Genomic DNA, 22,823 nt, shown 5'->3' with positions numbered 1-22,823 from the left:
TCAGGGAAGGCGGCGGCACGGGACTCACGGTCATCACGCCCCACCGCCCGCTCGCGCCGGCCGCCTGGCGCGCCGCACCGACGCCGGGCGGGCGACCCGCAGCTTGGGGTTGGCGAGTTCGTCGACGCCGAAGTTGACCAGGGCGGCGGCCGTACCGATGAGTGCGATGCACAGACCGGGCGGGACGAACCACCACCACAGGCCGCGCAGGACGGCGCTCTGCTGCTGCGCCGACTGGATCATCGTGCCCCAGCTGATCGCCGAGGAGTCGGAGATGCCGAGGAACGCCAGCCCCGCCTCGGCCATCACCGCGCCGATCATCGCGTGGAGGAACATGGACGCGATGAGGCCCGTCAGATGGGGCAGCACTTCGGCGAAGACCAGTCGGCGGCCTCGTTCACCGAGCATGCGCATGGCCCGTACGAAGTCGCGGTTGGCGATGCTGAGAGCCTGGGCGCGCAGAGTGCGGGCCCCGCCGGACCATCCGAAGAAGCCGATGATCAGGGCGATGGTGGTGAGTCCCGTGCCCTCCAGATAGCCGGCCACGATCAGGATCAGCGGCAGCACGGGCAGGACGAGGAACAGGTTCGTCAGGAAGTTCAGGCCGGCGTCGACCCGGCCGCCGTAATATCCGGCCGGTACGCCGATCAGGATCGCCATCGCCGTGCCGACCACGGCGCCGAGCAGTCCGACGTACATCGATCCTCGGGCGCCGGCGATGACCTGGGCGAGGACGTCCTGGCCGAACTGGTCGGTGCCCAGCAGGTGTGCGCCGATGGGCGGCTGGGCGATGACGCTGGTGTCGTTGGCGCGCGGGTCGAGGCCGAGCAGGCCCTGCGCCAGCCAGGGTCCGAACACGGCCAGCAGGCAGAAGAGGGCCAGGATGGCGAGGCCGACACGGACCTTCCAACTCGCGAGGAACGCGGTGCGCACTGCCCGTCACCCTCCTTCTCTGATACGTGGGTCGAGCAGGGCGTACACCGAGTCGGCCAGCAGGTTGGCCAGCAGGACGGTCAGCATGATGAGGAAGAAGACTCCTTGCATCACCGGGTAGTCGCGCTGCTGGAGCGAGGTGTAGAGCAGATAGCCGATGCCCGGGTAGTTGAAGACGACTTCGGTGAGCAGGGCGCCGCCGACGACATGACCGAGTGCGAGGGCGAAGCCCGTGAAGTTCGGCAGGACAGCGTTGCGGGCCGCGTAACGGAGCATCACCCTGCCGTTGGACAGGCCCTTGGCCTGGGCGAGCAGGACGTAGTCCTCGCGCACGGTGGTCACGGTCATGTTCCGCATGCCGAGCAGCCAGCCACCGAAGGCCGAGAAGATGATGGTGGCGGCGGGAAGCGCCCCGTAGTGCAGCACACTGAACAGGAAGGACGGGGAGAAACCGATCGGCAGGTCGGCGTCGTATCCACCGGACAGCGGGAACCAGCCCAGCAGGAAGGCGAAGAGCCACAGCCCCAGCAGGGCCATCCAGAAGTAGGGGATGGCCGAGACGAACGTGGTGAGGGGGCTGATCACACTGTCGAAGCGGCCGCCCGCCTTCCAGCCGGCCGCGGCGCCGATGCCGGTGCCGAGGACGAACGCGACGACGGTGGTCGTGCCGACCAGCAGCAGGGTCCAGGGCAGGCCCTGCCACACCAGATCGCTGACGGGTGTGGGGAAGTTGCTGACCGAGACACCGAGGTCGAAGTGCGCCAGCTGGCCCAGGTAGTCGAGGTACTGGCGGCCGAGATTGGCGTCCGGGTCGCCGAAGACCTTCTGGATCGACTCCATGGCGCTGGGCGACAGTTGCTGGCCGCTGACCCGCTGGAGCTTGTCGACGATCGCGGCGGACGGGTCGCCCGGCATCAGCCGCGGCAGAAAGAAGTTCAAGGTGATGGCCGACCAGACGGCGGCCAGATAGAAGCCGAGCCGACGCACCAGGAAGCCCCAGCGCCGGGGTGCCCCGGCCCGGCGCACGGCGGGCGCGGCGGGCGCGGCGGGCTCCGCGGAAGTGGTCACCGCGGTCACTTGCTGGCCTGCTTCAGGTTCAGGAGGGTGAGCGTGGTGTCGGGGCCCAGGCCCGGGAACGGCACATAGTCGAAGTCCTCGGCGGTCGGCCAGCCGGCCCAGTGGTCCGCGCTGATGGCTATGAACCAGTAACTGTTGTAGATGGGGCTGTACGGCACCTGCTCGGCGACGATCCTCTGAAGCTCGTGCCCGGCGCTCCGCGCCACCGCGGGGTCGGGCGTTCCCAGCAGCTTCTCGATCGCGGCATCGGTGGCCTTGTCCTTCCAGCGGCCGACGTTGGTGGCGGCCGTCTCGCCCAGCGGGCGGTAGGCCCGGCTGCTCAGCGCGCTGTAGATGCCGGCGACGCCGGCGCCGCCCGTGAAGTTGATGGTGAGGTCGAAGTCACCGGTCTGCTGCTGCTCGTAGAGATTGGCGCTGGGGGCACCGACCGACCTCACCTCGATCCCGAGGTGTTTCTTCCAGCTGCGGATCATGATGTTGGCATAGGGGTCCCAGCCGAAGTCCTGGTTGAACGACAGCCTCGGAGCGTAGGACTTGCCGTCCTTGACCAGTTTGCCGCCCTTGACCTCGAAGCCGCTGAGAGCCAGCTCCTTCCGCGCTTCACCGGCGTCCAGCTCCTGCACCTTGTGCCGGTATTCGGGAAGGATCGCGTCGGCGTAGATCTCGTCGACCAGTCCTGTGGGACCCGCCTCCGTACCGGGACGCTGGAGCGTGGTGACGATGTCCTTGCGCGGAATCGTCATCGCGAGTGCCCGCCGCAGATGGACATTGTCGAAGGGAGCCTTGGCGGTGTTGAAGAAGAGTGAGTAGGCGCCTCCTGTGGCGTACTTCTGATACAGGTGGTGCTCGGGGTCCTTGCCGACGTACTCCTGCTCGGCCCCGTTCCAGGCCACGAGTGCCCAGTCCACCTCACCGCGCAGCAGTTGGGCCCGTACGGAGTCGCCACTGGTCGGGATGATCTTCAGCTGCTTCAGGGCGAACCGGCCGCCCCAGTAGTCGCTCCGGGCGCCGAGCGTGACCTGCTGGGGCGCGAACCGCTCCAGGACGAAGGGGCCCGTGCCCACCGGGTCCGGGTTGGCCCAGCTCTTGAGATCCTTGCCGTCCCAGATGTGCCGGGGCACGACGGGCAGTTGCGGGGACGCGAGCTGGCCCAGTTCGCTGAAGGCGGGACGCTGCCAGTGGACGGTGACGGTGGTGGCGTCCTGCTTGGTGACGCGGTCGTAGGTGGTGCCACCGGTGTTGAAGGCGGGGTCCTTGAGAGGAACGCCTAGCGAGAAGACCACGTCGTCGGCGGTCATGGGCTTGCCGTCCGAGAACGTCACATCGTCGCGCAGCTTCACGGTGAGGGTGGTGCCGGCCTCGTCGAACTCCAGGCTCCTGGCCAGCCACGGCTTGACCTTCGCACCGTCGCTGTAGTCGATCCGCGCCAGCGGCTCGTAGATCAACTCGTTGTTGGGGGACTTCTGGGTGGCGGGGCCGAACATGTTGTAGTTGCGGACGAAGGTGGTCCCGCCGTCGGTCTTGCCGAATACGAGCGCCTGTGTGCCCGTGCCTCCCGCCCCGGCTCCGCCGGTACCAGCCGTGCAGGCGCCCGCTCCGAGGGGTATCGCGAGGGCCGCCGCGGCGGTGCGCGCTAGAAAGACTCTTCTCGTGGGCATGGCTGACTCCTGGCTCCTCGTGAGGGCTGGGCGGGGCACGGAAGAAGTGCGCATACGTATGACCTGGACCGTGGAAGACCCTTCGGTCTCCGCTTCTACGTATGACCAGGGAACGTACGGACGTTGCGACAGTGCGTCAAGAGTGTGACGTGAAGGTTTTTTTCGGCCACCCTGCTCAGCGGTGAACTCAACGGACGTCCGAGGCAGGCGACTTGGGTGTCCCGTGGAGCAGGGCCGTGAGACTCTCCGGGAAGAACGGGCCGTTCGTGTCCGACGGCTGACGGGGCATCATCCGAACTGCCGACCTGCGGAGTTCGGATTGACGGCAGCCTTACGACTGTTACGAGGGGCCGCCACCGGCACACGCACACGCATTGACACCTCCACGCGGCCCGCCTAAGTTGAGCGCGCTCGTCGTGGGCGGCATGGACCGCCGCCTCCTGGACCCCGCGGCGGGCAGTGACCGGCAAAGCCTCCACCGCCGCTCTGTGGGACGTCCCGGCAACCCCTGCGATCGCACCACCGGCCGCGACAGCTCCGTGCCCCGGCCGCGGCGCCCCTGGTTCACCGACGGGCCCCAGCGAATCCCACGCCTCGGTCCGCTCCCCACTCTCCCGCGCCCACAACTGCCCCGACCGACGCCGTACTTCTCGACCCCGCACTTCGCAGCTCAGGACTCAGGAGCTTCGCCATGCCGCGATCCGACCGCCCGCGTCCCGCATGGGGCCGCCTGCCACGCCCCGCCTACGGCGCCGACTACAACCCCGAGCAGTGGGACAGAGCGACCTGGAAAACCGATGTCCGCCTGATGCGCGAGGCCGACGTCAACATGGTGACCCTCGGTGTCTTCGCCTGGTCCTGGATCGAACCCGGGCCGGACGTCTTCGACTTCTCCGGCCTCGACGAGGTCATCGCCCTCCTGCACGCGTCGGGCATCACCGTCGACCTGGCCACACCAACCGCCGCACCCCCACTGTGGTTCTCCCACGCCCACCCCGAATCGCTGCCGGTCACGGCCGACGGGCGTACGCTCGCGCCCGGCTCCCGTCAGGCGTACTGCGCATCGTCACCCGCCTACCGGGAACGCGCCGCGCTGGTCACCCGCCGCCTCGCCGAACGCTACGGCGATCACCCGGCCGTGGTGATGTGGCACATCAACAACGAGTACGCCAACGGCAACGCCCACTGCTGGTGCCCGACCTCGGCCGGCGCGTTCCGCGACTGGCTGCGCACCACCTACGGGGACGATCTGGAAGCCCTCAACGAGCGCTGGGGAACGGCCCTTTGGGGCATGCGCTACAGCGACTGGGGGCAGGTCATTCCGCCGCGCACCAGCACCAGCAGCCTCTCGCCTGGGCTGTGGCTGGACTTCTACCGCTTCAGCGACGCCGAGCACCTGGCCTGCTTCCGCGCGGAGCGGGACATCCTACGCGCCCACTCCCCCGGCCGCCCCGTCACCACCAACTTCATGGCGAGCGCGCTCCGCTGGAGCGACTACTGGCGTTGGGCGCGCGAGGTCGACATCGTCTCGAACGACCATTACCTCATGTCCGAGGACCCCGACCGCGCCGCCGACCTCGCCTTCGCCGCCGACCTGACCCGTGGTCTCGCGGACGGACAGCCCTGGATCCTCATGGAGCACTCCACCTCCGCGGTGCAATGGCAACCCCGCAACGTCGCCAAAACCCCCGGGGAAATGACCCGCAACACGCTGACCCACCTCGCCCGCGGCGCGGACGGCGCCCTGTTCTTCCAGTGGCGCCAGTCCGCCTACGGCCCGGAGAAATGGCACTCGGCCATGGTTCCCCACGGCGGAGAGGACACCAGGATCTGGCGGGAGGCCAAAGCCCTCGGCACCACCGTGGCCGGCCTCGCCGACATCGCCGGCAGCACCTGCCCGCCCGCCGACATCGCCCTCCTCCTGGACTACGAAGCCATGTGGGCCCTGCAACTGCCCCACCGGCCCAGCGGCGACATGACCTGCTCCGGCGTTCTTCGTGACTGGCACCGCGCTCTGTGGAACCTCGGGCTGTCCTGCGACGTGGTACCCGCCCCCGGAGAACAGCGCCTCCTGCTGGTGCCTTCGCTCTACGCCCTGTCCACCGACACGGCCAGGGCACTGGAGGACTACGCGGCACGCGGCGGCCACCTGGTCGTCGGCCCGTTCAGCGGAGTCGTCGACCCGCACGACCGTGTCCACCCCGGCCCGTACCCCGGCGCGCTGCGTGACCTGCTCGGCCTGCGGGTGGACGAATACCTTCCGCTCGCCGCCGGCGCGTCGGTCCACCTGGACGACGACGCGACCGGCCAGCTGTGGGCCGAGCGTGTCCTGCCCGATCCGGGCACCGAGGTGGAGAGCCGGTTCATCGACGGCCCCGCGCAAGGAGGCCCGGCCGTCCTCCGCCGCGGCAACACCCGCTACCTGGCCACCCGCCCGGACTCCACCTCCCTCCTGCGGCTCCTTCCCCGATGGGCCGCACAGGCGGGCTGCGCCGCGCCGGTCCAAGGGGCCGGCCAAGGAGTGGAGGTCACCCGCCGGACCACCACCGGCGGCATGACCTGGCTCTTCGTCGTGAACCACACCGGCCACCCCGCACAGGTGGCCACGACCGGGGTCGATGTCCTCTCGGGCACCCGTTCACCGGGCATGATCACCGTCCCGGCGGGCGAAGTCGCCGTCGTGGCCGAGGATGCTCGTCAAACGAGCACGGCGGCCGAGTCTCGTGCCCATCGACGTAGACCCATCCTGGGCACCGAGAGCGAACGCGATCGGTGAACGGACATCCCCAGCGGAGAGCCCGGGGGGGCCGCGATCCCCCGCCGACCGTTGTCGGACGCGAGGAGCACACCCAGAGCCAGCGCGCCGGCGGCAGTTCCCGCCTGACGGGAGGACATCCTCGCCGCGGGCCACGCCCGAACTCGCCGGCACGTCCAGCCGGTGAAGTTCGACGCGGACATCGGCTACTGGACGTGCCCCGGCCGCCTGGCCTGATCGGCGACTGTGTCACTCCGAGCCGTAGTACAGCCGGAGGAACTCCTCCATCGCCGCGTCGACGCCGACGCGGTCACCGGTGGCGAGCAGGTCGAGCAACAGACCGCGGACGGTGGCGAGCCCCAGTCTGGCGCGGTTCCGTGCCACGGCGGGGTCCACGCCCGCGGCAACCTCGGCGGCCATGAGCGGATCCAGCCAGTCGTTCACGAACCCTTCGAGAACCAGGGCGGTTTCGGGGCGGCCCCGCAGCGCGTGCCCGCAGAATTCGAAGAAGAGCCGCTCCTGACCAGCTAGCTGAGGGTCCGTCAGCTGCCGCCAGAGAAGCCTCGCGGCATCAGAGGGCGAGAGACCGGGTTCCAGACGGAACCGCGACAGCAGATCACGCTGGCGCTGCTCCGACGTCCGGACGATCTCGGCGAGCAGCGCTTCCTTGGAGCCGAAGTAATGGATCAGCATGCGGTGGCTGACGCCGATCGCGGCGCCCAGGCCGCGCAGGCTCAGGTCCGCGAAGCCATGTGCCGCGACGTAGTCGACGGCTGCGTTCACCAGTTGAGAACGACGGTCCCCGTCCGTGCCGAGCGCGGCCTTGCCCTCAGGATGCGAGCTGTCCATATTCACCACGTCGCGAGTGTACCAATTGGTACATGCCATGTGTACCGTGTGGTACATGAAGTCCGTCGCCGTGTCCATCGATGTTCCGCAGACGCCCGAGCAGGTCTATGACTTCCTCGATGTCATGGCTCACCACGAGCGATTCACCAACCACTACCTGACCGGATGGCGCTACAGCGGCCCGAGCCGCGGCATCGGATCGTGCGCCACGGTCACAGCCACGCTGGGCGGCAAGAAGACCGACGTCACCATCCAGGTCGTCGACGCGGACCCGCCTCGGCGCATCGTCGAACGGAACGTCAGCGCCGCCGGCCGACGGCTGGCCCAGGGCACCTACACCATCGAACCGCTGCGGACCGGCGGAAGTCGCGTGTCGTTCACGTACGCCTGGGAGCGCGCCCCGCTCGCCGACCGCCTGCTGGCACCCGTCGTCCGGGCCGCGATGCGGCGCGCCAACCGTACGGTCATGCGACGCCTGGCCACCGAACTGGATCACGACGCAACCGCACCGGCACAGCCGGGGCCGGATTCACCACCACCCCGTGCGCCCGAACGCCCCCGCCGGCCTCAGTGAGCCTTTTCCAACCTCGCGTTGAGGGTGCGCGGTGGAGAAGACTGCAGTGCTTCCTCGCGTATGCTCGCCCGACTGTGCCGTGGTGTCGGTCTGGCGCCGATGATCAGCTGCGGTCTTCATTGCCGCTGTCGGTGATCGCTCGGAACAGCTCGCGAGCCCGCTCGCAGAACTGCTGGACGTCCGTGATGTCCGGCTCATCACCGTCCGCCAGCATCCGGGCCTGGAGCTGCTCGGAGCGCAGCCCGCCGTAGTGGGCCCGCACCTCGGCGGTCACCGGCTGGACCGCAATGTGCAGGTGCTTGCGCGCGTCAGAGCCATGCGACCACATGCAGACGTAGGTCTGCTCAGGCCGGCACAACGTCTCCACGACACGAGCGGTATCGCGCAGCAGGGGGCCGAGCTCCGCCGCTGCCATGTCGTCGAGCTCCGCGACGGCCACGACATGGTCCCGGGGACCGACGATCAAGGTGCCAAGATTCATCGGCCCGACGACGTGGTTCACCACCCAAGCAGCGGTTTCGTGCAAGACGCCCCCGGGCAACTCCCGGCGCCCGGTCAGAAGGTCACACCCAAGACACCCCGTCACATCCACGCGCACCAGCCTATACAGAGCACGCCGCAGCGCTGATGTCGTCGACCTGTCCACCCCGCACCTGCGGTTCCTGACCGACCGGCTGTCCGTGCATCGGGCGGCGGTCGGGACTCGTTGGCGTCAGCTGTCCGCCGGCCGCCAGGCACTGCAGGTGCTGGCGCACCTGCGACTGGGGCACACCTACGCACAGCTCGCGGCCGGATTCGAGGTGGGCGTGAGTACGGTGTTCCGGTACATCACGGAAGCCGTCGGCCTGCTCGCGGCGCTGGCGCCCGGCCTCGCCACGGCGGTGACTGCGGCCTCGGCCAAGGCGTTCGTGATCCTGGGCGGAACGCTGCTGCCGATCGATCGGATCGCCGCCGACCGGCCCTACTACTCCGGCAAGCACAAGAAGCCCGGAATGAACGTGCAGGTCATCGCCGATCCGCACGCGAAGCTGCTGTGGGCCTCGGCCCTGCACGGTGCAGTGCACGACATCAAGGCCGCCCGCACCCACGGCATCATCGAAGCCTTCACCGAGGCGGGCCTGGCCTGCTGGGCGGACAAGGGCTACCAAGGTGCGGGCGGCGCCATTCGTGTGCCCTACCGTGGCCGGTGCCCGTCAACGCGACCTCGCACGTCCACCGTCACGGGTTCGTCGGCGACACCAGGTCACAGTGGGCGCCGCGATCGCAAGCGCAAAGAAGATGCCCGCGCTGATCACGTGCGGTTCCGTCCGACCTTGAGCGAGCGCGTACAGCCCACCGGCCGCACCGCCGCCAGCGAGGCCCAGTGCGGGTGGCCAGTAGTCGGCGGCCACTCCAACGATCACCACCGCCATCGCTGGCACGCCGGCGAGAAAGAGCACCCAACCGTGCAACTCGTAGCCGTCCGCTGCCACGCAGCCGCCGCGCGGCCCCCGCCTGCAGCCACCCTCGATGAGCCCGGCGATACCCCAGCTCACAGCGAGCCCCACCACGACGCCGGCCGGGACCCACCACCAGCTCGTCTCGTCGAACGACCCATTTCCCGACGAGCGCCCCGCGCTCGTCCTCGCCCTCCTCCTGTGTCCCAGCACGGTGTGATTGTAGGGGCCAGGGCGAGGAGCGGAGCACCGGATTCAAGGAGGTCAAATTCGCTGAGAAAACCTCAGTCGCCAGGCGACGCGGAGGCCAAGGGGAGCTGCGGATGTTCCAGAGACAGTTCCGCGGCGGCAGCCTCAGTCTCCGCCCTCGCTTCCGCGGCCAAGGTAACTTTGCAGGCCGAGGATGCCTCCGGCGCCGAATGGTGCAGCCCTTCGCAGCTGGGCGACCCCGCGCTGCGCGCCCGTGTCCTGAGCGTGCTGGGACGCCCGCGAGAAGACCGCCCGGCCAAGGACGACCCGTACGGGACTCTGGTAGTGATCACGAACGAGGCCGGCGAGGTCCTCATGCACCTGCGGGACGAGAAGGAAGGCATCTGGGCGCCGGGCACATGGGCCCCTATGGGCGGCGGCACGAGAACGGATTCGGCAGGAGGGCCCGGTGATCGAGCCGCCGGAGCTATTCGTGCGGAGCACCCTCGCGCGCGAGGGCGAGCGCGCCGCGCCGTGGCTGGCCGCGCTGCCGGCCACCGAAGGACGGCGAGCCGACCGCGTTGAAGGTCTCCTTCCCGCACCCCGGAAACCGCTATGAGCCGGACGCCTTGGCGGAGTGGGGCGGACGCGGGGCTGTCCTGCTGCACGAACGCGACGACCAGCAGTTCGCGATGCTGCTGGAGCGGGCCCGGACGCTCACGCTGGCCCAGGCCGGAGCGGGCGACGAAGTGGCAACGGTTGCCGGACAGATCAGCCGCCGCCTTGCCACTCCCGCGCCTCCGCACCTCCCCCGACTGCAGGAACAGGCCGACACATGGGAAAAACAACTGCGCCAAGACGCTGCCCAGTTGCCGCACGTGCTGTCGACGTACATCGTGAGCGCCGCGCTCGCGACCGTCCACGAGCTCGCCCGCGACCAGCCCGGAACCCTCGTGCACGGCGACCTGAACGCCCGCAACATTCTCAAGGCGGACCGTGAGCCGTGGCTGGCCGCCGACCCGAAAGGGTGGGCAGGGGACCCCGCGTCCGACTGCGGCACGCTGCTCAAGTCCCGCTCCGTGGTCCTCGTAGAAGACGGCGAACTACGCACGGCCATCCGCCGTACGCTCGACATCTTCACCGAGGCAGCCGGCCTCGATCGTGAACGCGCTCGACGCTGGGCACAGCTCTCCGCGGTGCAAGCCGCCTTCTCGGGGCGCCGCCGCGGTTTCCGCCGGGCCCGGCAGGGAGCGGAGCTGGATCGGCTCGTCGCGCTGGCCGACGAGCTGGCGGTCATCCTGACGGCGCCCGACCGGGCCGTGCCTGACAAATGATCTCTGCGAAACTTCGGTGTCCGAGGCCGAAGGAGGGAACATGGGGATTGAGCTGGAGCTGCACTCGGGGCGACCCGCGCGAAAGGGGGCATCCCGGGACACCTTGCTGCGGGGCTCTTACGAGCACGGTGAAGCGTTGGCGAGGGTGCTGAGAACCCTTGACCGGCATGGCTCGGGCAAGCTCGGATGGGTGGATCCCTACGGCGACACGCTGTTCAACGAACAGGAGGCTCAAGTCGCCCGCCAGGAAATCGCCGCCCTGACGCGGGGGTGTGCTGACGAGCAGCAGAAAGCGGCTCTGCTCGACCTTGCCGAGCTCCTTGAAGTATGTGAAACGACGCCAGGCAGCTACTTGTTGTTCATGGGTGACTAAGGGCTGTCCCGCAATTGATCGTCCGGCTAGTCGGAACGTGCCCGTCCTCCGGGCAGGCGGCTCGCTTATCCGTGGACACAAGGGTGCCTTCCGCGATGAGCACAGTGTCCTTGCGGAACCGCCTGCGGGGTTGCAGCGCGAGCAATGGGCCGAGGTGCTCGATGATGCGGTCGGCCACGGACTTTGAGATACCGAAGAGAGGGGCGAGCTGGCGCAACGTCAAGTTCGTGCGCCAGTAAGCCACTACCAGCAGCACACGGTCCTCCAGCGGAAGAGACCACGGGCGGCCATCGTGGACCGGATCCACACCTTCGCGGCACGGGGCCGTCACCAGCTTGCCGAAGACACGCGGGCTCAGCCCGGTGAACGGGGCTATCCAGGACGGTTCCAACGCCGTGATCACACCAGACACCGTAAGATCATCTCACCTGGTGGGATCGTTCCTGAGACGGTATGCGAAGGAGTCACAGCCAGGCTGCCCGCTCGGCACGATCGGCACCGCCATCGCCATCCACCACGTAGATCAGTGCCTCTGCGAAGCTGGTGCCCAGTTCCCACAGGATGCCCGGTCCCACGGCGATGACACGCCCGCTCGCCGCCACGTATGACCTGTACTGGATTGACCACATGCCGAGAGGGCTGTAGTTCTCCCCGAATTGGCGCCTCAGCCTCTGTGCCTCCGCAGACGCGTCGATACAGGCGTCAACGGGATCCAGGCGTAGCGACGAGGAAGGGACACGAGCCGGAGAACTCTCGATCGTCAGTTCGCCGAACTCTGCCCAAACCGCTGTCGCTACGTCGTTGAACTTGAACCCCGCCGCCATGAGTTGTTGTGTCCAGGTCTCTGGGTCGATCCGTCGTCCTGATCTCCACCCGGCGGTCCTGAGCGCTTCCAACACCGAGGACCCGCAGCCCGTCAACAATCCACCGATGCGCTCTATGCGCCCACCCCGTCTCCTCAGCGAACCTGCTTTCACGCAAGTCTGGCAGGTGCGGACCCGCACATTACAGGGCGGCGCGACACGTGCCGGCAGGTGCCGCTGAGTGTGGTGAGCATCTCGGCGAACGAACTGGTCAGCTCTGCGGCGGACACGGGTTCCGGGCAGCGGTCGAGTACCGCCTTGCGGCGCAGCTTCTCCACTTCGGTGAGGGTGGCGGGGTGGCGGGTGATCCAGCCGGTCACCTGTCGCACCGACGGCGGGGGCGCAGCCGGAATGAAGCCTTCCTGCTGCGGCAGATCGCGCCGGATCCAGTCGCGGACGAGGGAGTATTGGCCTCGGAAGCCGCCGACGGTGACTTCCCGGTGGAGGTCGAGGATGGTCACGTTCCCGCTGGTTTCGGATCGTGCTCGTACGCCGGGCGGATTGCGACGCCGTGGAGCGGGCACGGGCTCGGCGGGCGCAGACGAGTGCTTCCACGCGGGGTGAGACCTTGCCGCGTACCGCGCTGAGGACCGCGGTGGTGATGGACTCGGCTTCAACGGGCGGCTTCAACGGGCCGGCCGCAACTGTAGGCGGCGGCCAGAAAGTGAGGATGCACGCTCCCAAGGCCGGATTGGCTTCGTTGATCTATAAGAACAACATGCGCCGACCGCGTCCGGAGCCAGTTAGTGATCACTTGGCTCACGGATCTCGATGAGAAACGACGGCACTGTCGTGTCCAAGAACGTGGGACGGCCAGCCGCTCGTCAGGGCGGCTGGCCGCCGAAGGGGGCCGTCCATGGTCGGTGGATCGCTGCGCAAGGGACCGGGCACCTACGAATCTTGGGCCAGGGCGCCGGTGACCTTGTGTGTCGGACGCGGGCGAAGAGTGAGGCGGGGTGACCGAAAGGATCACCTGTGATGGTGGCGCTATCGGCTGGCGGTGAGTTCGCTCAGTGCTGCGCTGAGGCGTGTCAGGGCGGGGGCGACCCAGGGCAGGCTCTGTGGGTCTTCCGCGGTCAGCGCCATGTGGCGTTGCTCCGGGGTGGCGCCGTACAGGAGGCTGGTGGCGAGCCTGAGGGTCAGGGCGGTGGCGGGTTCGCCGAACGCGCTGCCGGGCAGGGTGGCGATGCCGTGCCGGTCGAGCAGGGCGGTGGCCAGGTCGGTGCCGATGGTGATCCCCTGGACGCGCAGAACCTCACGTGCGGGGGCGAAGTCGGGGTAGAGGTAGAAGCCGGCCTGGGGAGGGCGGCACTGTGTTCCTGCCGCGAGCAGTCGGGTGTGCACCTCGGTGGCGATGCGGGCGTGCAGACGGCGGGCGGCGGCGATGTGTGCGGTGACCTCTGGCGGTTCGCTCAGGGCGTGGGCGGCCACGGCTTGCATGGGTGCGGCCAGGCTGGACCAGATCTCGCTGGCGATACCGGTCAGTTCCTGTTGCAGGTGCTGTCCCCAGCGGCCCGCTGGGGTGCGGGCGAAGCCGATCCGCCACCCGCCCAGGGCCAGGGACTTGCTCAGCCCAGTGGTGACGACGGTGCGCTCGGCCAGGTGGTGCACCGGGCTGCGGGCGGTGCCTCGGTGGCTGAGTTCGGCGTAGATCTCGTCGCTGATGACCGCAAGGCCGTGTCGGTCGGCGATCGCGCAGACCGCCTCGACCTGCTCGTCGGGGGCGATGGTGCCGGTCGGGTTGTCCGGGATGGTGAGGACCAGTACGCCCGGTCGGGCCCCGTTCGCAGCGGCTTGTCGCAGGGCCTGTTCCAGCAGCTCGGGGTCGGGAATGCCGCCGGCCTCGGCTGGGATGGGTACGGAGATGACGCGACGGCCGAGCAGGGCGGCCTGGGCCGCGTAGGAGACCCACGAGGGGCAGGGCAGCACTACGTCACCGCCGATCGCGGCCAGCAGGGCGAAGAGCAGAGTCTTGCTGCCTGGGGCGAAGAGGATCTGGCCCGGTTCGGTGGACAGGCCGCGTCTGGTGAACCAGCCCGCAGCGGCGGTCCGGGCCTGTGGTGAGCCGGCAACCGGGCCGTACCCATTGCGCAGGTGGGCGTCGGCGAGTACCTCGGCCAGGCCCGGTGGGACCGGCAACCCGGCCTCCCCGAATCCCAGATGGAGTACGTCATGCCCGGCTTCGAGGCGGGCGTGAACGGCCTCGTCGATGGCGAGCGTGGCGGAGTGGGTCGTCATGAGGAACCGTCCTGATCGGTACCGAGCTCCGGTGTCGTGGTGCCGCAGCGCTCTGCCGGGCACACGCCCAGCGTGCCCGAGGCGTAGCATCAGCAACAGCGCGAAAACGTGTTGGGGGCTTTAAGGAGAGCTGATGCTGGACCTGAGGCGGCTGGAAATCCTGCACCGCTTCGCTGCCCGGGGCACCATCACCGCCACGGCCGCCGACCTGGGATATTCGCCGTCGGCGATCTCCCAGCAACTGGCCGCTCTGGAACGGGAGGCCGGTATCGCGTTGATCGAGCGCACCGCCCAGCGTGCGAGTCTGACCGACGCGGGACGCGAACTGGCCGAGCACGCCGCACGCATCCTCGCTGCCGCGGAAACCGCTCACAGCAGCATGCGCGCCCGCATCGGCACCGTCAGCGGCCGGGTGACCGTCAGCTGTATCCACGCTTTGGCCCCCGCTCTCGCTCCCCACCTGGCCGCGCTGCAACGCGCGCACCCCGAGTTGAACGTCGTCGCTCACGAGACCGGCTCGACCACCGCCGCCGCAGCCGTCCTGGACCGCCGCTACGACCTCGCCGTCATCGACGACTGGTCCGCGCACCCACCAGTCGAGAGCACCGGTCTGTCCGTCCACCGTCTGCGCCGCGAGGACATCGTCCTGGCGATCCCCGAGGACCGCCCCCTCGCCGAGCAGCCCGGCCCGGTCACCGCCGCACGGCTGCGACAGATCGTCCACAACCAGACCTGGCTGTGCGCCCCCGTCGGGCAACTCTCCCGAGCCGCGGGCGACCGGTATCTGGCCGACATCAACGCCACACCCCCACGGCGCTGGGAATTCGAGGGACTCCACATCCTGGCCGCACTCGTCGCTACCGGTGCCGGCGTGGCCCTCCTGCCCGCCGGCCTCGCCCAGGAGCAAGCAGGCGTCGCCGGACTGCGACTGGCTCCCCGCATGCAGCGCACCATCCTGGCGCTCACCCGGACCACCACCCAGGAAGACCCCGCCATCACCGCCTGCCTCCACGCCGCCCACCAGGCCCTCGGCAGTCAACACTGAGCAGGAACGAACTCGTACGGCGCGGTGTGAGGGCCTGGACGCCGCCCGTGCCCGCAGCGCCCCCGACCGGCAGCAGTTCCTCGAACTGCCCGCCCCTGTCGTCGCGGATGCTCTCGGCTGGGATCAGGCACACATTCCGTGAGGAGGATCAACAGGGTTCGGTCTCGGTGACGTGGCGTCATCTGGGACCGTGGTGCGGTGTGATGAGCTCGTCGGTGATCTGTTTCCACACCTCAGCGCGCTACTGCTGGAGCGTGTGTTCTTCGAGTGCGGAGTGATTCGCCTGATGGCGAGAACTCGGGTGGCTGAGGTCGCCTGCCCTGGATGTGCGGTGATGTCCAAGCGGGTGCACAGTACGTATGGAAGATGCCTTGCCGACACGCCGGTTGGAGATCGACCGGTGCTGATCGAGTTGACCGTGCGGCGTCTGTACTGCGCGAACGTTCGTTGTTCACGGCGTACGTTTGCCGAGCAGGTCGAGGGGCTGACCGTTCGCTACGGCCGTCGTGCGCCTGCCGCCCGGCGAGTTCTGGAGGCTGTCACCGTCGCGCTCGCCGGCCGGGCCTGGAGCCGTCTCGCTGCTCTTCTGCGCGCTCGGGTGAGCCGGACGGCACTATTACGGACGGTGATGGCCCTACCCGATCCGGCCTGGACCGTTCCGAAGGTGCTGGGCGTCGACGACTTCGCCACCCGCCGCGGACAGCATTACGGCACTGTGTTCATCGACTGCGAGACCGGTCGGCCTCTGGACCTGTTGCCCGGCCGTGATGCTGCGACCCTGGCCATATGGCTGCGGGAACATCCCGGTTCCGAGATCATCTGCCGTGATCGCGCCGGTTCTTACGCCGAGAGCCGCCCGCACCGTTGCCTCGAACGCCATCCAAATCGCTGACCGTTTCCACCTCCGGCAGAACCTCGGCACGGCCGTCGAACGGAGCGTGCGCCGCCACAACAACTGCCTGAAGTCGGCTACCGTCAGTGACGAGGGCCTGACGAACGACGCTGTTGCCGATCACGCGGACGCCGAGAAGGAAATGTCGCCCATCGAGGCCCGTAACCGCGAACGCCATGCGACCGTCCACGCCCTGTTGGACCAGGGACACGGCATCCGCGAGATGGCCCGGGAACTGCACAGGGGCGGCAACACCGTGCGTCGCACCGCCCGCGCCGAGACCAGACGATCAGCGACTATCTGCGACCGCGGCGGCGGCTACGAATACGAGTTGTCGCCCCAGCACCTCCGGGCGTCCGTCAAGTCACCGGCTGGATGATGCGGCACCCCGAGCACCTGTCGTTCAGGGCCTGACCACCTGCTGGAACTCCGGTCCGGTGGAAGACCGTGTCAACCACATCAAGATGATCAAACGCCAGATGTTCGGACGAGTCAAGCTCCCCCTGCTCCACCAACGTGTCCTCCTGACGGCAGCAGGAAACAGGGGGACACCGCAGCCGTAGTGTCAGACCGGTACGTCATGCTCACCGGCATGAACGAAGACGCCTTCTGGCAGCTCATCGAAGAGTGCAGGCCCACGGGACCGGACCCTGACGCCGAACGGCTTGCAGCTGAATTGAGCGACCGCCTCGCCCAGTCCCCGCTGTCTGTGGTCACCGGCTTCGCCGAACAACTGTCGTGGACGCTCTACCGTCTGGACCGCAAGGAACACGGAGAGGGGCTGTCCGGCGACGCCTTCCTCTACACACGCTGCGCGGTCGTCGCCGCCGGCCGCACCGCGTTCGAAAGCGTCATCCGAGATCCTGCGGACTTTGTCCCGTACGCCACCGACCACATCTGGGCCGAGAGCCTGCTCTACGCACCGGACCATGCATACGAACGCATCACCGGCGAGAAATGGGGCCGCAACACCCGCTACTCCTATGAGTCGTACTCGAACACCGCGGGATGGGCTGACTGAACGCCGTCGCTCACGTCTGGCGACGAAGTTGAAGCCGTTGATCCTCCTCACGGATTTTGTGCCTGATCCCGCTACTGCTCGATAAAGCCGGCCGGATCGTCCGCGCCGTACGCGCAGGTGTTTCACACAACTCGCTGACCTGTATGGACAGTCTGTTTCGGAGGGGTGCCGCACAGGCCGAGCACGCCGGCTGGCACAGCTATGTGTCCGTTTCTGGACGAGCGGGGCTGAGGCTCTGACCAGCGGGCAAGAGCGGCGGAGCTGTGGGGTGGAAGCCCACATCCGAAGGCTTCGCGGCGTGTGTGCGATGGTGCTCGCTATGGATTCCGAGCCGGGCCGTCCGCCGCGTCACGTCGATTCGGGACAGTGGCTGGCACAGTTCACAGACCGCCTTCTGGTGGTGTGTCCGCGGTGCGGGAGTCGCGCTCTCGTCGTGCCCCGGCCTGATCTTGAGAAGGCTCGGTTCTTCAGTGAGCTGATGTTCATGCCGCGCCGTCTTGTGTGCACTGCATGCGGGGCCACCGACGAATGGGAAGCCAGAGCGGAGGGGGCCGCACTCATGGGCGCGGCGGTAGGGGGCACCGAGGATCCGTTCTTCCGGCAGCCGTTGTGGCTGCAGACCCGTTGCGTCGGGCACATCCTGTGGGCGTACAACGAGAAACACATCAATGAGCTGGGCGCTTTCGTCGGCGCGGTGCTGCGGCAGCGTGTCGCTTCGCCGACGACGGCGATGGTCCCGCGGATTCCCGTGTGGATGAAGCGGGCGGACAACCGTTCCGAAGTCCTGGCCGGCCTGGGGGCGTTGCGGGCTCTGGCCGATCGCTCATCGGCAGAGCAGCGTTCTGATGCCGCGTATCGAAGGGGTGACCGGCCGCGTTCGCGTGGGAGTGCTCTCTTTCGGGGAGGGCCTTACTAGCCTTGCGGCTTCCATGAAGCGAGGGGCCGACGGATCACGTAAGCGGAGAGTGCCCTCCTCCCCCCGCAACGGCCCACTGGTTGCGCTGTCCCACCCTCCCCGCTTGGTCACGCGTGGCTGAGGACCGGCAGGAGGCAGGTGCCCTCCGCGAGGACCTGGAGAGCGAGTGCGCCTCACCGCAGGCGTGCGGCGGGTGCCGCGAGAGCGACGGCGCTAGCTACGGCCGAGAGTCCGGCGGCCCAGCCGAACAGCCAGCCAGGGAGCGCCGGGATGCAGTTCTCCCCGTATGTCACGCAGCGCGAGGCCCGTTCCGAGGCCGGCGCCAGCACTCCGGCGGCCGGGATCGCCCGGACGGACAAGGCGGCGCACAGGCCGGACCAGACTCGGAGGGGGTCTCTTCCACGGGCCGGCGTGGGTGTTGAGGACGAGGGCGTCGCCGTCATGTAGCTGATCCGACGTCGGTCTTGCCGTGCGGCCCATCCGCCGTGCTACTCACTCGGGCGGGGTACTCAGGGCCTGCGGGCATCGGGACACGAGTGGCTGTGGCTGGGGGCGGCGCGGGTCGGGTGAGGCCGTGGATCAATCGTCAGGGAGTGACGATGGCGAATCGTGCCGGCTCGGGCTTGTGCAGGAGGGCCAGCAGGCGTTTCAGTACTCCTGGCTCACCGTGGTGACGGACGTTCTTCGGCAGGGAACCGTTCGCGTTGAGGACTGCGGGCAGGTTCGTGCGGGAGAAGATCAAGGTCAGTTCCGCCGTGGTGTCCTTGGGGTCCGGGTAGTAGATGAGGGTGCCGTTGGAACAGCGGCATGCGGTTTCACCGTTGTCGGTGAACTTCCACAGGGTGCTCAGCTCTCCTGTCTTCGAGGCTTCCATGACGTTGACGAGGACGGCGAGGCTGTCGAAGACCTCGGTGACATTGAGTGCGGGGGCCAGGACGGCCTGCGCTTGGGGGCGGGTGCTGCCACAGGTGAGTGGGGCCGCCGTCGAAACAGCTGATGGAGCGCTGGTCACCCGTGGAGCCAAACGTCCGTCAGGTTGTCTCCCGCTCTGAATCTGATCGGCTATGGCGCCGAGCATTTTCACTGCGTACGGCAGAGGGCTTGGTCGATGAGGTTGCGCAGTGCGTCTTCCTGGCGGATCGCGGTGTCCGGGTCTGCGGAGCGGCTGTGAGCAGAGACGGTAATGGTGCGCCGTCCGTGTGTGGTGACGGCGGTGCGGATGACGTAGCCGAAGCCGCTTCCTCCGTGCCCGAAGTAGCCACCGCCGCAGGACAAGGGGGTGAAGAACAGTCCAAGGCCGTCCCGGGTGCCGGCCGGGTGGCCGCTGTCTTGCGGCACCGGAACGGTTGTCCGCATGGCAGCGAGTTCAGCGGGTCCCAGCAGCCATCCGGTGGCCAGGGCGGTGAAGAAGCGGTTGAGATCACGGGCCGTGCCGGTCATCGAGCCGTCGGCCCCACTGTCGAAGGGGCGGTAGGGGATCGTGGTGTCGGCCATCGGGCCGTCCGCGGTGAACTGCTGGTAGTTGGCCGCGTGCGGATCCGGGAGGAAGGGCCAGGTGCCGGGAGTTTCCGTGCGACGCAGACTCAGAGGGCGCAGGATGCGGTCGTGGACCTGCTGTTCCCAGGAAAGGCCGGTTACCTTCTCGATGATCATTCCGGCGAGGACGTAGTTCGTGTTGGAGTAAGCCCATCGTGTTCCCGCCGGGAAAGCAGGCTCATGACGCATGGCTTTGGCGATCAGCTGCTCGGGCCGGTAGGTGCGCCACCGGTTGGCGTAGTACGTTTGAGCACTCGATTCGGGGAACACGTCGTAGATGTAGTCGTGCAGACCACTTGTGTGCTGCAGGAGGTCGCGGACCGTGATGGTCCGGCCGTCGTTACCGACCCCGGACACGGTGCCGGGCAGCAGTTGCTCCACAGTCTGGTCGAGGGACAGCCGCTTCTCGCTGACCAGTTGCAGCACGACGGTGGCCACGAACGTTTTGGTGGTACTGCCCAGACGTAGATAGCCGTCCTTCGGGACCGGATGGTTACTGGCCATGTCCCCTACGCCGGACCGGGCCGTGGTGGTCCCCTGCGGGGTTTCCAGACGGACCGACACCCCCGTGACCCCGGCGTCACGCAGTGCGTCGGCGCCACGCTGCACAGACCAACCCGCAGCAGAAGAAGGTGTCGTTGCCGCGGATGCGGTGAATGGTAGAGCCGACACAGCCAGCGACAGCGCAGCAGTTGATAACCATAAGCGGTGAAAGATCACGACTCGACGCTACGGACATCACATGTCACCAGCCATCCAGTCCACCCCCTGGCTGAACGGGTGCCAGCTGGATGGACACCAGCCCCGGCACCGGTGCTCAGTGTGCTGATCCTCGTTGTCGTATGTCAGCCTGTTCTGCGGGTTTTGGTGCCTGTCTCGTGGTGGGTGGGGCGGCTGTACGGCTCGCCGGTGGCCAGGACTCGGCCCACGTCGTAACGTCCGTCCGTGCACAACAGGGTGTCGCACAACTCGAACAATGCATCGCGCCGAGCAGTCAGACACACGTACAACTCCGACCGGAAGTGTGACGCCTCTGCGAACGCATCCTGCGGGACGCCTTGATGCACCAAACTCGTGATCACGGACTTCGGCTTGACTCTGTCGGGGATCTTGGCGCTCAGCCGGGCAGGTCCCGCGGTGGGTGCGGGAGGGCTTCGGTGAGGAGGGTGCCGTCGATGATGACGGTTCCGTCGTTGGGCCGGGGGCGGATGCCGCGCTGGTCTGGGTGGACGTCGATGGCCGGTTCCAGGCCATGGGGGCGGGCTGGGCCCATTGGGCGGGGGTGCAGTAGGAGTCGCCGCGGTCGGCGATGACCTCGTTCGTGTCGGGGTGGCGGGCGAGCCGCAACCTGCGGGCCGTCCAGCTGCCGCCCGCCGCGTGATCGGTCTGCCGCCGACGACGAGCACGGGCCTGCACCGATGACGAAGCGGTGGCCGGTCCGGCGCGAGCCTCCGTCGGACCGGCCATGGCGTGCCCGGTTGTCCCTCGGGCGGTCAATGCCGCCGTGACCAGGGCCCAGAGGGGCGGCTCCGGAACGAGAAGGCCCGAAATGACGCACCAGGAGCCGTTCAGACTCGCCACGGTGAACTGGGAGAGCGCCCGCGGCGGCACGACGGCCTGGTTCCACGGCAGCCCTCGCGGGCGTCGGGGGCGACGGTGCTCGTTCGGCGGGCGCTGAGGGAGACCGTGCCTAAAGACTGAGCGGGAGTGAGTCCTGTTGCCAGGCCCCGTGCTCAGCCGGACGCCCCGAACGGTGTTGGGCGCCCTGGTTCCCCGCGTTCTCGCCGCACCCGGCGTCAGCGCATCGTGTGCGTGATCCGGGTATGCGGGGGCGGGGTTCCTCACGCCCTGGGACACCCGAGTTGGCCTGGACGGTCCGATGCCCCGCACGATCGCTCTGGTCGTGCGGGGGCGGTGCCATCCGTCGCCGGATCGAGTGTCCCAGGGCGCGCCTTCCGATCGCCACTGCTGCCGCGTGATGGCGAGTGGTCTTCCTGGTCCTGCTGGTGAGGGGCTTCTGCCAGTGCTGGGCGCCCCACTTGGAGGTGTAGGCCGGGTCCACGGCGACGACGGTGATACCGGACTCGGCTGCCATCGATACGAGCCGTGCCCGCAGCCTGGACACGGGCATGCCGGAGATCAGCTTGCGGAACCGCTTCCTGCGGCCGTGTTTCTCGCGGGTCTTCTCCCCTGCGAAATCCAGGTCCTCGATCGCGATGGCCAGGCCGCGCCGTGCGGCCCAGTGCAGGAGGCGGATGATCGCGTGCCGGACCTGGGCATCGCGGTGGTCCGTGCTGCCGGACAGGTTGTAGTCGAACCGGCGCGGCTGGCCGAGCGGGTTGCCCTGCCTGTCCAGGCGCCAGGCCGCCAGGTGGTCGGCGTTAGTGTCCACACCGATCAGCCCACCGGCGCGGGCCGCCTCCAGGGGAACCGTCTTGACCGGCGGGATCGTCCACGACGCAGTGAGGTACCAGCGCCCGCGAACGGCGTCTTCGTGGATGCGGTAGGCCACGGCCCGGTTTGCCTCGACGCGGTCGCGCCACTGCTCGCCCCGGTGCGCAAACGACACTCTCGCGGCGAGCACGTACCGGCCATGCTGTGCGTTGGCCAGATGCTCCAGCGACGTGGGCAGCTTGACCGAGACCTCTCCGCCGGGTGTGACGCGGATGGTTTCGTTGCCGTAGCGCTTCCCGGACTCGCCGTCCGCAGCGAGGAACCGGCGGTCGGCTTCCCAGCGCTGCCGCCACTCCTGCTCAGCCAACCGGGCGGCGGTCAGGTTGTGCCGGTTGTTGATCAGCCGCTTACCGCCGCGTACAACGCGCACCCGCCCGGCCTCGCGGTCGGCTCGCTCGCCGGCCAGCCGGTCCTCCAGCACGTGCAGGCGCCGGGTCTTGGCGAACCATTCCCGCGCGGTGCGGTATCCGCCCGGCGCCCGCTTGCTGCCCTTGGCTCCCACGGGCAGCGACAGGCGGTGCGCGATCACGCGGATACCGGCCTCAAGGGACTGGATGTGAGCAAGCTGGCAGCGCCGGGCCAGCGCCCACTGATCGTGCGTCGCCTTCGTGATGCTGCCCGCCCACCGCGACGACGACCGTCCGGTCAAGGCGCGCTTGCGCTGTGCCCACTGATCGCTG

At 68.4% G+C, this 22,823-nt stretch carries 22 protein-coding genes and 2 pseudogenes; 11 read left to right on the top strand and 13 right to left on the bottom strand.

Annotation, left to right across the window (positions count from 1 at the left end; all coding sequences use genetic code 11):
* Nucleotides 1-33 precede the first annotated feature (33 nt).
* Genes ACFRKB_RS28770 through ACFRKB_RS28760 form a run of 3 tightly spaced genes read right to left on the bottom strand, consistent with a single transcriptional unit; the run spans nucleotide 34 to nucleotide 3,668 of the window.
* Entirely contained in the window at nucleotides 34-933 is a 900-nt protein-coding gene (locus ACFRKB_RS28770; RefSeq protein ID WP_383109449.1) for an ABC transporter permease, read from the bottom strand.
* A 6-nt stretch (nucleotides 934-939) separates the two neighbouring features.
* Nucleotides 940-1,959 (bottom strand): ABC transporter permease, encoded by a 1,020-nt coding sequence (locus ACFRKB_RS28765; protein WP_383109535.1) that lies wholly within the window; start codon nucleotides 1,957-1,959, stop codon nucleotides 940-942.
* 47 nt (nucleotides 1,960-2,006) lie between these two features.
* Nucleotides 2,007-3,668 carry an ABC transporter substrate-binding protein gene (locus ACFRKB_RS28760; RefSeq protein WP_383109448.1) on the bottom strand — a complete coding sequence of 554 codons (1,662 nt, stop codon included), beginning with the start codon at nucleotides 3,666-3,668 and terminating at the stop codon, nucleotides 2,007-2,009.
* Between the two features lie 691 nt (nucleotides 3,669-4,359).
* Here ACFRKB_RS28760 and ACFRKB_RS28755 point away from each other — a divergent pair.
* The gene (locus tag ACFRKB_RS28755) at nucleotides 4,360-6,444 is read left to right on the top strand and encodes a beta-galactosidase (RefSeq protein WP_383109446.1); all 2,085 of its coding nucleotides are present in this window, start codon (nucleotides 4,360-4,362) and stop codon (nucleotides 6,442-6,444) included.
* A gap of 228 nt (nucleotides 6,445-6,672) precedes the next feature.
* Here the strand turns inward: ACFRKB_RS28755 and ACFRKB_RS28750 are convergent, their stop codons facing one another.
* Entirely contained in the window at nucleotides 6,673-7,272 is a 600-nt protein-coding gene (locus tag ACFRKB_RS28750) for a TetR/AcrR family transcriptional regulator (RefSeq protein WP_383109534.1), read from the bottom strand.
* A 55-nt stretch (nucleotides 7,273-7,327) separates the two neighbouring features.
* Here ACFRKB_RS28750 and ACFRKB_RS28745 point away from each other — a divergent pair, with 55 nt between their 5' ends.
* Complete coding sequence (locus ACFRKB_RS28745; RefSeq protein ID WP_383109445.1) at nucleotides 7,328-7,846, top strand: SRPBCC family protein; 519 nt, start codon at nucleotides 7,328-7,330, stop codon at nucleotides 7,844-7,846.
* Between the two features lie 103 nt (nucleotides 7,847-7,949).
* On the opposite strand, the gene ACFRKB_RS28740 is transcribed toward ACFRKB_RS28745, so the two are convergent.
* A complete protein-coding gene (locus ACFRKB_RS28740) occupies nucleotides 7,950-8,312 on the bottom strand; it encodes a hypothetical protein (RefSeq protein ID WP_383109444.1) in 363 nt (120 codons plus the stop codon).
* A 172-nt stretch (nucleotides 8,313-8,484) separates the two neighbouring features.
* On the opposite strand from ACFRKB_RS28740, the gene ACFRKB_RS28735 reads away from it, so the two are divergent.
* The 3 genes from ACFRKB_RS28735 to ACFRKB_RS28725 are packed head-to-tail and all read left to right on the top strand — an operon-like array spanning nucleotide 8,485 to nucleotide 11,178.
* Nucleotides 8,485-10,056, top strand: coding sequence for a transposase family protein (locus tag ACFRKB_RS28735; RefSeq protein ID WP_383109533.1), 1,572 nt, complete (start codon nucleotides 8,485-8,487; stop codon nucleotides 10,054-10,056).
* Nucleotides 10,053-10,805, top strand: a complete 753-nt coding sequence (locus ACFRKB_RS28730; RefSeq protein WP_383109443.1) for an aminoglycoside phosphotransferase family protein — start codon at nucleotides 10,053-10,055, stop codon at nucleotides 10,803-10,805. Before ACFRKB_RS28735 ends, ACFRKB_RS28730 begins: the two co-directional genes overlap by 4 nt.
* A gap of 40 nt (nucleotides 10,806-10,845) precedes the next feature.
* Complete coding sequence (locus ACFRKB_RS28725; protein ID WP_383109441.1) at nucleotides 10,846-11,178, top strand: hypothetical protein; 333 nt, start codon at nucleotides 10,846-10,848, stop codon at nucleotides 11,176-11,178.
* A gap of 70 nt (nucleotides 11,179-11,248) precedes the next feature.
* On the opposite strand, the pseudogene ACFRKB_RS28720 reads toward ACFRKB_RS28725, so the two are convergent.
* From ACFRKB_RS28720 to ACFRKB_RS28705, 4 genes and pseudogenes are all read right to left on the bottom strand, one after another.
* Nucleotides 11,249-11,590: pseudogene (locus ACFRKB_RS28720) on the bottom strand (helix-turn-helix domain-containing protein); the annotation flags it as partial.
* Between the two features lie 52 nt (nucleotides 11,591-11,642).
* Nucleotides 11,643-12,077, bottom strand: coding sequence for an SUKH-3 domain-containing protein (locus ACFRKB_RS28715; protein WP_383109440.1), 435 nt, complete (start codon nucleotides 12,075-12,077; stop codon nucleotides 11,643-11,645).
* Nucleotides 12,078-12,151: 74 nt separating this feature from the next.
* Complete coding sequence (locus ACFRKB_RS28710) at nucleotides 12,152-12,502, bottom strand: hypothetical protein (protein ID WP_383109439.1); 351 nt, start codon at nucleotides 12,500-12,502, stop codon at nucleotides 12,152-12,154.
* A 526-nt stretch (nucleotides 12,503-13,028) separates the two neighbouring features.
* Nucleotides 13,029-14,279, bottom strand: coding sequence for a pyridoxal phosphate-dependent aminotransferase (locus ACFRKB_RS28705; protein ID WP_383109438.1), 1,251 nt, complete (start codon nucleotides 14,277-14,279; stop codon nucleotides 13,029-13,031).
* Between the two features lie 133 nt (nucleotides 14,280-14,412).
* Here ACFRKB_RS28705 and ACFRKB_RS28700 point away from each other — a divergent pair, with 133 nt between their 5' ends.
* The 6 genes and pseudogenes from ACFRKB_RS28700 (at nucleotide 14,413) to ACFRKB_RS28675 (ending at nucleotide 18,153) form a co-directional block, all read left to right on the top strand.
* On the top strand, nucleotides 14,413-15,324 hold the full coding sequence (locus tag ACFRKB_RS28700) for a LysR family transcriptional regulator (protein WP_383109436.1): 912 nt from the start codon (nucleotides 14,413-14,415) through the stop codon (nucleotides 15,322-15,324).
* A 286-nt stretch (nucleotides 15,325-15,610) separates the two neighbouring features.
* Nucleotides 15,611-15,706, top strand: a pseudogene (locus ACFRKB_RS28695) (hypothetical protein); the annotation flags it as partial.
* 18 nt (nucleotides 15,707-15,724) lie between these two features.
* Nucleotides 15,725-16,216, top strand: a complete 492-nt coding sequence (locus tag ACFRKB_RS28690; RefSeq protein ID WP_383109532.1) for a transposase — start codon at nucleotides 15,725-15,727, stop codon at nucleotides 16,214-16,216.
* Entirely contained in the window at nucleotides 16,149-16,595 is a 447-nt protein-coding gene (locus ACFRKB_RS28685) for a hypothetical protein (protein WP_383109545.1), read from the top strand. The genes ACFRKB_RS28690 and ACFRKB_RS28685 overlap by 68 nt, the downstream gene beginning before the upstream one ends.
* Nucleotides 16,596-16,808: 213 nt before the next feature.
* Nucleotides 16,809-17,237, top strand: a complete 429-nt coding sequence (locus ACFRKB_RS28680; RefSeq protein ID WP_383109435.1) for a DUF4240 domain-containing protein — start codon at nucleotides 16,809-16,811, stop codon at nucleotides 17,235-17,237.
* Nucleotides 17,238-17,556: 319 nt separating this feature from the next.
* Nucleotides 17,557-18,153: a hypothetical protein gene (locus ACFRKB_RS28675; protein WP_383109434.1), complete on the top strand. Its 597-nt coding sequence runs from the start codon at nucleotides 17,557-17,559 to the stop codon at nucleotides 18,151-18,153.
* Nucleotides 18,154-18,739: 586 nt separating this feature from the next.
* Here ACFRKB_RS28675 and ACFRKB_RS28670 read toward each other — a convergent pair.
* The 4 genes from ACFRKB_RS28670 to ACFRKB_RS28655 form a co-directional block, all read right to left on the bottom strand.
* Entirely contained in the window at nucleotides 18,740-19,165 is a 426-nt protein-coding gene (locus ACFRKB_RS28670; RefSeq protein WP_383109433.1) for an alkyl sulfatase C-terminal domain-containing protein, read from the bottom strand.
* A gap of 68 nt (nucleotides 19,166-19,233) precedes the next feature.
* The gene (locus ACFRKB_RS28665; protein ID WP_383109431.1) at nucleotides 19,234-20,409 is read right to left on the bottom strand and encodes a serine hydrolase domain-containing protein; all 1,176 of its coding nucleotides are present in this window, start codon (nucleotides 20,407-20,409) and stop codon (nucleotides 19,234-19,236) included.
* A 397-nt stretch (nucleotides 20,410-20,806) separates the two neighbouring features.
* Entirely contained in the window at nucleotides 20,807-20,962 is a 156-nt protein-coding gene (locus tag ACFRKB_RS28660; RefSeq protein ID WP_383109430.1) for a hypothetical protein, read from the bottom strand.
* A 417-nt stretch (nucleotides 20,963-21,379) separates the two neighbouring features.
* Nucleotides 21,380-22,823 (bottom strand): IS200/IS605 family accessory protein TnpB-related protein (locus ACFRKB_RS28655; protein ID WP_383109429.1); only part of this gene is annotated, 1,444 nt, incomplete at its 5' end.

The organism is Streptomyces scopuliridis (assembly GCF_042790125.1).
GTDB classification, from domain to species: domain Bacteria; phylum Actinomycetota; class Actinomycetes; order Streptomycetales; family Streptomycetaceae; genus Streptomyces; species Streptomyces scopuliridis_A.
This window is presented reverse-complemented; position numbering and strand designations above follow the sequence as displayed.

What these genes read in the sequence shown, in the direction of transcription:
- ACFRKB_RS28725 (WP_383109441.1), top strand. Translation starts at nt 10,846, where the DNA reads ATGGGGATTGAGCTGGAGCTGCACTCGGGGCGACCCGCGCGAAAGGGG.
- ACFRKB_RS28755 (WP_383109446.1), top strand. Translation starts at nt 4,360, where the DNA reads ATGCCGCGATCCGACCGCCCGCGTCCCGCATGGGGCCGCCTGCCACGC.
- ACFRKB_RS28750 (WP_383109534.1), bottom strand. Translation starts at nt 7,272, where the DNA reads ATGGACAGCTCGCATCCTGAGGGCAAGGCCGCGCTCGGCACGGACGGG.
- ACFRKB_RS28660 (WP_383109430.1), bottom strand. Translation starts at nt 20,962, where the DNA reads ATGGGCCCAGCCCGCCCCCATGGCCTGGAACCGGCCATCGACGTCCAC.
- ACFRKB_RS28760 (WP_383109448.1), bottom strand. Translation starts at nt 3,668, where the DNA reads ATGCCCACGAGAAGAGTCTTTCTAGCGCGCACCGCCGCGGCGGCCCTC.
- ACFRKB_RS28675 (WP_383109434.1), top strand. Translation starts at nt 17,557, where the DNA reads ATGGATTCCGAGCCGGGCCGTCCGCCGCGTCACGTCGATTCGGGACAG.
- ACFRKB_RS28680 (WP_383109435.1), top strand. Translation starts at nt 16,809, where the DNA reads ATGAACGAAGACGCCTTCTGGCAGCTCATCGAAGAGTGCAGGCCCACG.
- ACFRKB_RS28700 (WP_383109436.1), top strand. Translation starts at nt 14,413, where the DNA reads ATGCTGGACCTGAGGCGGCTGGAAATCCTGCACCGCTTCGCTGCCCGG.
- ACFRKB_RS28705 (WP_383109438.1), bottom strand. Translation starts at nt 14,279, where the DNA reads ATGACGACCCACTCCGCCACGCTCGCCATCGACGAGGCCGTTCACGCC.
- ACFRKB_RS28745 (WP_383109445.1), top strand. Translation starts at nt 7,328, where the DNA reads ATGAAGTCCGTCGCCGTGTCCATCGATGTTCCGCAGACGCCCGAGCAG.